Source organism: Streptomyces sp. KLMMK (assembly GCF_036961605.1).
GTDB classification, from domain to species: domain Bacteria; phylum Actinomycetota; class Actinomycetes; order Streptomycetales; family Streptomycetaceae; genus Streptomyces; species Streptomyces telluris.
Window position 1 is genome coordinate 1 of the sequence record NZ_JBAMDC010000273.1, and the last position, 8,951, is coordinate 8,951.

Below are 8,951 nucleotides of genomic sequence, written 5' to 3' on the forward strand. Positions count from 1 at the left end.
TGTGGGCCACCACTGCGCACGGCCCGTCTGCCTCCGGTACGGAATTCCTGCGACCACGCGGGCGTCGTTCTATCTGTACTCCACCCCCGGTGAGGTCGACGCCTTGGTCGAGGGTCTGGAGCACGTCCGGAACTTCTTCGGCTGAGAGCTGCTGACTGTGAAGCTTGATTCGATGTACCAGGACGTCATCCTGGACCACTACAAGCACCCGCACGGCCGGGGCTTGCGGGACGGCGACGCCGAGGTGCACCACGTCAACCCGACCTGCGGCGACGAGATCACGCTGCGGGTGCGCATGGCCGGCGACACCATCGAGGACGTCTCGTACGAGGGCCAGGGCTGCTCCATCAGCCAGGCCAGCGCTTCCGTGCTCAACGAGCTGCTGGTCGGCAAGGAGCTGGAGCAGGCGCAGAAGATCCAGGAGACCTTCCTGGAGCTGATGCAGTCCAAGGGCCGCATCGAGCCGGACGACGCGATGGAGGAGGTGCTGGAGGACGCGGTCGCGTTCGCCGGCGTCTCCAAGTACCCGGCGCGCGTGAAGTGTGCTCTGCTGAGCTGGATGGCGTGGAAGGACGCGACCGCCCAGGCACTGGGTGAAGGCCGCGAAAACACAGCAAGGAAGACCGCATGAGTGACAACGCAGAGGTGACCACCAAGCCGGCCACGGAGGAAGAGGTCCGCGAGGCCCTCTACGACGTGGTCGACCCCGAGCTGGGCATCGACGTCGTCAACCTCGGCCTGATCTACGGCATCCACATCGACGACGCCAATATCGCCACCCTCGACATGACCCTGACGTCCGCGGCCTGCCCGCTGACCGACGTCATCGAGGACCAGGCGAAGTCGGCCACCGAGGGCATCGTCAACGAGCTCCGGATCAACTGGGTCTGGATGCCGCCGTGGGGCCCGGACAAGATCACGGACGAGGGCCGCGAGCAGCTCCGGGCGCTCGGCTTCAACGTCTGAGCCGCACCCCGTACGGGCTGTACGACCCCGTACGACAGCAGCAGCCCGCTCCCTGACCCCCGGTCAGAGGGCGGGCTGCTGCTGTGTGGCGCAGTGGATGCCGCCGCCGCCCTCCGCCAGGTCGTGGATCTCGACCCGGCGGACCGTGCGGCCGGGGTGGAGGTCGCGCAGGAGGGACGCCGCGTGGTCGTCGGCGCGGCGGTCGCCGAAGCGGGGGACGAGCACGGCGCCGTTCGCCACGTAGTAGTTGGCGTAGCAGCCGAGGAAGTCCTCGCCGCGCCTGCCGAGCTCCGCCGGGTCCGGCTCGGGGAGGTCCACGATCTCCAGGCGGCGGCCGTGGGCGTCGGTGGCCGCTTCCAGGGTGGCGCGCGCCTGTTCGTACATGCGTGTCCACACGTCCGGCCGGGCCCCGGGCGGCGGGCTGCTCAGCAGGACCGTTCCGGGGGCGGCGAAGCGGGCGAGGGCGTCGACGTGACAGTCCGTGATGTCCTCGCCGCGTACGCCCTCCAGCCAGATCACCTTGCGGGCGCCGAGCAGTTCCCGGAGGGCCTTTTCGATGTCGTCGCGCGAGCGGCCCGGGTTGCGGTTGTCGTTCACCAGCGAGCTCTCGGTGACCAGCAGCGTGCCCTCGCCGTCGGTCTCCAGCGAGCCGCCCTCGGCGACGACCGGCGCCTCGGTGCGGGGCACCCCGAAAGCCTCCAGCACCCGGTGCGCGACCAGGCCGTCCCGGGGGTGCTCCTGCTTGCCGCCCCAGCCGTTGAAGCCGAAGTCGACGCCCGCGGCCGCCCCGCCGGGGCCGGTGACGAAGACGGGGCCGGAGTCGCGCAGCCAGAGGTCGTCGACGGGCAGGGGCATGACTTCGACGCCCCCGCCGCACGCCTTCCGCGCCGCCGCGGCGTCCTCGGGGGCCGCGAGCAGCACCACGGGCTCGTACTCCGCGATCGTCCGGGCGATCGCGGCGACGTCCCTGCGCACCGCTGCGGTGTACCGGCCCCAGACGGGACCGGCCGGCGGCCAGCCCATGAAGGTGCGCAGGTGGGGCTGTGACTCGGCGGGCATCTGATGCATCGTCGGGATTCCTCGGAGCTGCTCGGACGGACTGCGGCCATGGTTTCTCCACCAGGATGACGCGGGAATCGCCGTCGGCGTTGACGAGCCCGTGAGCCCCTGCCGGACCTTGATGCGTACGGGCGTACGCATCGATATGTACACTCGTACGCATGATGTACGTGACGCTCGCCGGAGCGATCCTCGCCGAGATCATGGCCACCACCGCCATGAAGCTCAGCGACGGCTTCAGCAAGCTGTGGCCCTCGGTCGGCACGGTGGCGGGGTACCTCGTGGCCTTCGCCCTGCTCGCGCAGACGCTCAAGACCATGAACGTCGGAACGGCCTACGCCATCTGGTCCGGCGCCGGCACCGCCGTCGTGGCCGTCATCGGCATGCTCTTCCTCGGCGAAGCCGTCAACGCGGCGCGGATCGGCGGCGTCCTGCTGGTGATCGCCGGGGTCGTCGTCCTCAACCTGGGCGGGGCGTCCCACTGATGGCCCGCCGCTACGATCCCGAGCGCCGCGACCGCATCATCGACGCCGCCATCCGCGTCGTGGCCGAACGCGGCATCGACGCCCTCAGCCACCGAGCCGTGGCCGCCGCCGCGGACGTGCCGCTCGGCTCCACCACGTACCACTTCGCCACCCTCGACGACCTGCTCGTGGAGGCGCTGCGGCGCACCGCGCGGGAGTGGCTCGACGGCCTCGACGCCTGGGAGCGGGCCGCCGACCCCGGCCTGCCCCTCGCCGAGGAGCTGGGCCGGCTCGTCGGCGAGTCGCTCACCGGGGACCGCCGGCGCCTGGAGCTGGAGTACGAGCTCTACCTCGCCGCGCTGCGCCGCCCGGCCGTGCGGCCCATCGCCGCGGAGTGCGTGGACGAGATGACCGCCGTCCTGCGCCGCCGCACCGCCGGCGAGGCGACCGCCCGCGCGCTCGCCGCGCTGATCGACGGCATGCTCCTGCAGCACCTGCTCACCGGGCGGCCCTTCGACCGGGACGAGGCGGTCCGGGCGCTGGCCGCGGTGACGGGCGGCCCGGCCCGGTGACCGGCAGGGGCCGTCCGGGCCGGGGCGCGGCCGCCGCGGGGGCGACCGGTTCGCCTTGAGAGGGCCGGTCCGGTTAGGTTTTCGAGCATGACCGATGCTGTTGCCTCCCGTACCACCGGCGCCGTCGCCGCCGGCCTTGCCACGATCACCGAGGACGGGACCGTCCTCGACACCTGGTTCCCCGCCCCGGAGCTCACCGAGGACGCCGGCCCGGCCGGCACCGAGCGGCTGAGCGCCGAGCGCGCCGCCGAGCTGCTCGGCGAGAACGCCCTCAAGGCCGTCGGCCCGGACCCGCGCCGGGGCGTCGAGGTCGTGGCCGTCCGTACGGTCATCGCCTCGCTGGACGACAAGCCGCTCGACGCGCACGACGTCTACCTGCGCCTGCACCTGCTCTCCCACCGTCTGGTCAAGCCGCACGGCCAGAACCTGGACGGCATCTTCGGGATGCTCGCCAACGTCGCCTGGACCTCGCTGGGCCCCGTCGCCGTCGACCGCGTCGAGACCACGCGCCTGGCCGCCCGCGCCGAGGGCCTGCACCTGCAGGTGACCAGCATCGACAAGTTCCCGCGGATGACGGACTACGTCGCCCCGTCCGGCGTGCGCATCGCCGACGCCGACCGCGTCCGCCTCGGCGCCCACATCGGCTCCGGCACCACCGTCATGCACGAGGGCTTCGTCAACTTCAACGCCGGCACGCTGGGCACCTCCATGGTCGAGGGCCGCATCAGCGCGGGCGTCGTCGTCGGCGACGGCACCGACATCGGCGGCGGCGCCTCCACCATGGGCACGCTCTCCGGCGGCGGCAAGCAGATCATCTCCATCGGCGAGCGCTGCCTGCTCGGCGCCGAGTCGGGCATCGGCATCGCGCTCGGCGACGAGTGCGTCGTCGAGGCCGGCCTGTACGTCACGGCCGGCACCCGCGTCACCCTGCCGGACGGCGAGATCGTCAAGGCGCTGACCCTCTCGGGCGCGGACAACATCCTCTTCCGCCGCAACTCCACGACGGGCGCCGTCGAGGCCCGCCCCTACAAGAGCACCTGGGGCGGCCTGAACGAGATCCTGCACAGCCACAACTGACCCCCGCGGTCACCTGCGCACGACGCACGAGCGCCCTCCCAAGGCCGGCCGGCCCCGGGAGGGCGCTCTGCCGACGCCACCCTGCGGCGCGCCGCCATCCTCCGCGTGGGGTCCTTCGGCCGGCACCGCGCAGTTGCCTCCTGCCGGAGGAACCGCCCGCCCGAGCGGCTAGAGCCCAGCTTCCGCGTACGCCTTGAGGAGGGCCTCCGTGCGCGCGGGGGCCGCCGGGCGCAGGGGCGGGCGGACCGGGCCGGCGGGGAGGCCCCGGGCGTTCAGGAGGGCCTTCGCCGTGACCGTGCCGGGCAGGCCGGAGGACATCATCGGCTCGACGAGGGGCAGCAGCCGCTGGTGCAGGCGGGTGGCCTCCGCCGGGGCGCCGCGGTCGAAGGCGTCCAGGGCCGCGGCCAGCAGCGGGCCCGCGACGTTGGCGACCGTGCTGACGTAGCCGGTGGCACCCACGGCGCGCAGCGGAAGGTTGAGCTCCTCGGAGCCCGAGTAGTACGCGAGGTCCGTGGCCGCGATGACCTTCGCGCTGCCCAGGAGGTCGTACGCGCAGTCCTTGACCCCCGCGATGCGCGGGTGCTCGGCCAGGCGCAGCATGGTGTCGGGTTCGATGCGGGTGGCGGTGCGGCCCGGGATGTCGTAGAGCATCACGGGCAGGCCGGTCGCGCCGGCCACGGTCAGGAAGTGCTCGGCGACGTCCTCCTGCGGCGGCCGGCTGTAGTAGGGGGTCACCACGAGCACCCCGTGCGCGCCTGCCGCCTCGGCGGCCCGGGCCAGTTCCACGGTGTGCCGGGTGTCGGCCGAGCCGACGCCCGCCGTGATGCGCGCCCGGTCGCCGACGGCCTCCGCCACGGCCCGCACGAGCGCGCTCTTCTCCGCGTCGCTCGTGGTCGGCGACTCCCCGGTGGTGCCGTTGAGGACGAGGCCGTCGCAGCCGCCCTCCCTGACGAGGTGGTCGGCGAGGGCCTGGGCCCCGTCGAGGTCGAGCTCCCCCTCCGGGGTGAAGGGGGTGACCATCGCGCAGACGGTACGGCCGAAGGGGCTGGTGGGAGTGGGCGTCATGGACGCGATTCTGGGCCCCTTCGACCGTACAGGTCTATTTAATTGTGCTGGCCTCGACCGGTAAGCACTGCTACGGCTTCCAGCGCAGCACCTGCGGGTCGTGGTCGCTCGCCTGGTCGGCGAACTCCGCGTTGATGTGCACGATGTCGTAGTCCACGCGGCGCACGTGAGGGCTGGTCAGGATGTGGTCCAGCACCTGCGAGTTGCCCTGGTAGACGTAGCCGTAGCGCTCGTTGCGCGGCAGCCGGTCGACCTGGTCGGTCAGCACCTTGCCCGCGGTGAGGGTCTTCACGGCGGACGAGAACTGGAAGTCGTTCAGGTCGCCCGCGACGATGACGTTCGCGTGCCGGTCGGCCGCCAGCAGCTGCTTGACGAAGGCGTTCACCGACTTGGCCTGCTCCTTGCGCTGCACCTCCGACGGGCGGGCCGGGGGCTGGAAGCGGCTGTCGACGCCCTGGTCGCCACCCTTGGAGTTGAAGTGGTTCGCGACGACGAAGACCCGCTGGCCCCGGAAGGTGAACTGGCCCGCGAGGGGCTTGCGGCTGTTCGCCCACGCGGCGTTGCCGGGGTCGATGCGGCCGGGCGAGGCGGTCAGCGCGGCCTTGCCGCCCGCGCGGACCGCCTTGACGGCGGTGGTGGAGTCGCCGCCGGGGGTGTCGGTGAAGGAGACCCGGGCGGGGTTGAAGAGGAACGCGGTGCGGATGTTGCCGCCCGGCTGGCCGCCGTCCTGCCCGTTGACCGGGTTGATCTGCCGCCACTCGTACGCCGGGCCGCCGGCCGCCTTGACGGCGTCCGTGAGCTTCCGCAGCGTGTGACCGGCGTCCACGGTGCCGTCGTCGGTGGTGCCGTTGTCGTCCTGGACCTCCTCCAGGGCGACGATGTCGGGCGAGGCCAGGTTGGTGACCAGCGCGGCCGCCAGCCGGTCGAACTTCGCCTGCGGCGTCCGGGGGGAGAGGTTCTCCACGTTGTACGTGGCGACCGCGAGCTCGTCGCTGCGCTGCTTGCGCGTCGTCTCGCGCTTCAGGCCGCGGTCGGCGAGCTTGCCGAGCTCGGTGGCCTGCAGCGTGTAGCCGCCGAAGTTGTCGTAGTCCAGCGGGCCGGCGGTGGTGCCGGTCAGCTCGTCGCCGACGTTCGCGACGGGGAAGGGGCGCTGGGCGAAGGGGATCAGCGAGACCACCTTGACCCGGCCGGCGTTCGGGTCGCCGTAGGAGCCGTAGAGGGTGCCGCCGCGGGCGGTGCGGTTGTGGCGCGGCTCGGCGGTGACCCACAGGTCCTTGTGCTCGCTGGTCGCGCCCACGACGGGGGCGTCCTGCACGGAGACGCGCATGCCCTCCAGCGACTCGTAGCGGTCCAGGGCGTACGAGCCCGGCCGCAGCGCGAGCTTCTCGACGGAGCCGCCGCGCGCGTCCGGGGCGTAGCGGTCGGGGATCTGCGACGGGCGCAGCTTGACCGGGGCGGGCAGGGCGTTGCCGGAGGAGCGCACCGTCCACGTGGCCTTGGTGAGCTGGGTGACCGACTGCAGGCCGGCCTTCTCGCCGCCCGGGTAGTACTCGGTGACGGTGCCGGAGACGGCCACGGCGTCGCCCACGGCGACGGACGGCGCGGTGGAGCCGGTGAAGACGAAGATGCCCTCGCTCGTCGCGTCGTTGCGGTCCGGGCGGGTGTCCTGGATCCAGAAGCCGCGGGCCGAGCCGAAGGCGCGCACGGCCGTGACGACGCCGGGGACGTCGGACACCTGCTGTCCGGCGAGGGGGGACACCCGGGTCCTGCCCTGGATGTCGTGGATGCGCAGGCCCTCGGCGTTCGCCTGCTGCGGGACGGCGAGCAGCCCCGCGGCGAGCGCGGCGGCGACGAGGGAGCCGAGGGCCGCGGGTCTGCGCAGGGAACGGCGGGTGGACGGGCGAGCGGGCACGGGTGCCTCCGGTGGGAATGCGAGGGGGGTATGACGTGGAGGAATCGTCGTTGACGCGATCCTGACGATCTCTACGCGCGTCAATGTCTTGCGAGCCCGGGGAAGTTGTCAAGGTTCCGCGGGTAACCGTCAGCCATATGTCCGTCGGCGGTTCGGCGAACCGGGCGGCAAGACGGAAATCCCGTCTACGCTTGGGCACCGCGCCCGGTCCGCGGCGCCGCACGGCCACACCGCGCATCGCTGCACGTCACCGTACGTGCCACGACGCATGTCACGACGAGGAGAGACCCCCCTGATGTCCGCAGACCGCCCGACCATGCCGCCGGTGCGGCTCCCCTCCGACGCGGAGCTCGCGCGCGACGCGCTGTCCGCGCCGCTGCTCGCCCGCGCCGCGAAGCTCGCGCGCTGGGCCGGCGAGGAGGGCATCCCGGTCGGGGTCGGCGGCGAGCTGCTCGTGGAGCAGCTGCGGGCGGCCACCGAGCTCCTCGGGCTCGCGGGCGACGAGGACGGCGACGCGTACGCCATGGACGCGTGGCAGCACGCGCTCGACACCGGGCTCGTGGACTTCGAGGAGAACGAAGAGGGCGAGGAGGCCGAGGAGGGCGAGGCGGGCGACGAGGAGCCGGGAGCCGGCGAGGACGGGCCCCGGGGCACCGCCGTCGCCGGCGAGGAGCTCCCCACGCTGACCTCCGGCAGCCCCGCCGATGTCCTCGAACTGTTCCTCGGCGGCTTCGAGAGCGTCCTCGCCGACGCCGCTGCGCCCGACCTCGGCGACATCGCCGACCGGATCGCCGAGGGCGAGGACCTCGACCTCGACTCCCTGGACTGGGACCCCGAGGGCGAGGCCGACTTCCTCGACGGCGTCCTCGGCAACCTCTACCTGCTGACCGCGCTGGAGCAGAGCGACGCGCAGCACCCCGTACCGCTGCCGGCGCTCGCCGCGTCCATGATCGTGCCCGACGACATGGACGAGCCCACGGACGACATCCTCGAAGAGGTCTCCGACGCGATGATGCGCCTGGACGACCAGTTCCGGCTGCTCGCGCCCACCGGGATCATCGAGTACCGGCCCGTCGACGAGTCCCTCATCGAGGAGGTCGACGGCGAGGGACACATCCGCGAGTCCGTCGACGGCGTCGCCTCCGACGCCCCCGAGGACGAGGACGTCAGCCGCTACGGCATGGTCTCCCTCACCCCCCTCGGCCTCTTCGCCGTCCGGACCCGCATGGCGGAGGCGGGCATCGACGCCCCCGCCGTCGGCGACCTCGCCGACAAGGGCGCCGACGTGCTCCTGGCCGCCCTTCCCGGCCACCCGGAGACGGCCGCCCGCGCGGAGGCCGACCTGTGGCTCGCCCGCCGCACGCCGGAGGACGCCGCCCGGGAGCTGCTCGCCGCCGGGCGCGGCGACGACATGGACGCGCCCTCGCGCCGCCTCGCCTGCCAGGAGACGCTCTCCCTCCTCGGAGCCGGGGCCGAGCCGGCCGTGCGCGAGGTCCTCGACGACCGCGAGCTGGGCGGGCTCGCCCGCGTGTGGCTCGCCGAGCACGGGGCGGCGGACGTCCCCGAGCCGGGCGAGGACATGGTCTTCTGGCTGACGATCGACACGATCGCCGCACAGCTGGCCGCGTCCGGCGACACGGACGAGCTGCGCGGCCTCGTGGAGGGCCTGGTCGGTCAGCACGGCGGGTTCTTCGAGACGGCGTGGCGGGTGGACCACCCGGCGACGGCGGAGGTCCTGGAGGCCATGGGCCGCCTCCACCCGGAGAAGAAGATCGCCAAGGAGGCCCGCAAGGCGGCGTTCAAGGCCCGCTCCCAGCGGTGACGCCGCGCTGAGCT

General features: G+C 72.9%; 10 protein-coding genes. 7 read left to right on the forward strand and 3 right to left on the reverse strand.

The genetic code is table 11. From position 1 onward, the window contains the following. From V7793_RS27715 to V7793_RS27725, 3 genes are all read left to right on the forward strand, one after another. Window positions 1-145, forward strand: a 145-nt coding sequence (locus tag V7793_RS27715) for an aminotransferase class V-fold PLP-dependent enzyme (protein ID WP_336011284.1), incomplete at its 5' end; no start/stop codon positions are given. A gap of 12 nt (window positions 146-157) precedes the next feature. After that, the gene (sufU, locus tag V7793_RS27720) at window positions 158-631 is read left to right on the forward strand and encodes a Fe-S cluster assembly sulfur transfer protein SufU (protein ID WP_336011261.1); all 474 of its coding nucleotides are present in this window, start codon (window positions 158-160) and stop codon (window positions 629-631) included. Then, on the forward strand, window positions 628-966 hold the full coding sequence (locus V7793_RS27725) for a metal-sulfur cluster assembly factor (protein ID WP_058044949.1): 339 nt from the start codon (window positions 628-630) through the stop codon (window positions 964-966). Before sufU ends, V7793_RS27725 begins: the two co-directional genes overlap by 4 nt. A 63-nt stretch (window positions 967-1,029) precedes the next feature. Here the strand turns inward: V7793_RS27725 and V7793_RS27730 are convergent, their stop codons facing one another. Further along, window positions 1,030-2,034 carry an agmatine deiminase family protein gene (locus V7793_RS27730; protein ID WP_336011264.1) on the reverse strand — a complete coding sequence of 335 codons (1,005 nt, stop codon included), beginning with the start codon at window positions 2,032-2,034 and terminating at the stop codon, window positions 1,030-1,032. Between the two features lie 152 nt (window positions 2,035-2,186). Between V7793_RS27730 and V7793_RS27735 the strand changes: the two genes are divergently transcribed. The 3 genes from V7793_RS27735 to dapD all read left to right on the forward strand — a co-directional run bounded on the left by V7793_RS27735 (window position 2,187) and on the right by dapD (window position 4,138). Then, on the forward strand, window positions 2,187-2,510 hold the full coding sequence (locus V7793_RS27735; RefSeq protein WP_336011268.1) for a DMT family transporter: 324 nt from the start codon (window positions 2,187-2,189) through the stop codon (window positions 2,508-2,510). Continuing rightward, window positions 2,510-3,061 (forward strand): TetR/AcrR family transcriptional regulator, encoded by a 552-nt coding sequence (locus tag V7793_RS27740; RefSeq protein WP_336011271.1) that lies wholly within the window; start codon window positions 2,510-2,512, stop codon window positions 3,059-3,061. Before V7793_RS27735 ends, V7793_RS27740 begins: the two co-directional genes overlap by 1 nt. Window positions 3,062-3,148: 87 nt before the next feature. Then, a complete protein-coding gene (gene dapD / locus V7793_RS27745) occupies window positions 3,149-4,138 on the forward strand; it encodes a 2,3,4,5-tetrahydropyridine-2,6-dicarboxylate N-succinyltransferase (protein ID WP_336011273.1) in 990 nt (329 codons plus the stop codon). A 168-nt stretch (window positions 4,139-4,306) separates the two neighbouring features. Here dapD and dapA read toward each other — a convergent pair whose 3' ends face one another. Together dapA and V7793_RS27755 are read right to left on the reverse strand one after the other, a co-directional pair. Beyond that, window positions 4,307-5,203 (reverse strand): 4-hydroxy-tetrahydrodipicolinate synthase, encoded by an 897-nt coding sequence (dapA, locus tag V7793_RS27750; RefSeq protein ID WP_336011276.1) that lies wholly within the window; start codon window positions 5,201-5,203, stop codon window positions 4,307-4,309. Window positions 5,204-5,273: 70 nt separating this feature from the next. Continuing rightward, window positions 5,274-7,115 (reverse strand): endonuclease/exonuclease/phosphatase family protein, encoded by a 1,842-nt coding sequence (locus V7793_RS27755; RefSeq protein ID WP_336011279.1) that lies wholly within the window; start codon window positions 7,113-7,115, stop codon window positions 5,274-5,276. A 295-nt stretch (window positions 7,116-7,410) separates the two neighbouring features. On the opposite strand from V7793_RS27755, the gene V7793_RS27760 reads away from it, so the two are divergent. After that, window positions 7,411-8,937, forward strand: coding sequence for a hypothetical protein (locus tag V7793_RS27760; RefSeq protein ID WP_336011282.1), 1,527 nt, complete (start codon window positions 7,411-7,413; stop codon window positions 8,935-8,937). Window positions 8,938-8,951 lie beyond the last annotated feature (14 nt).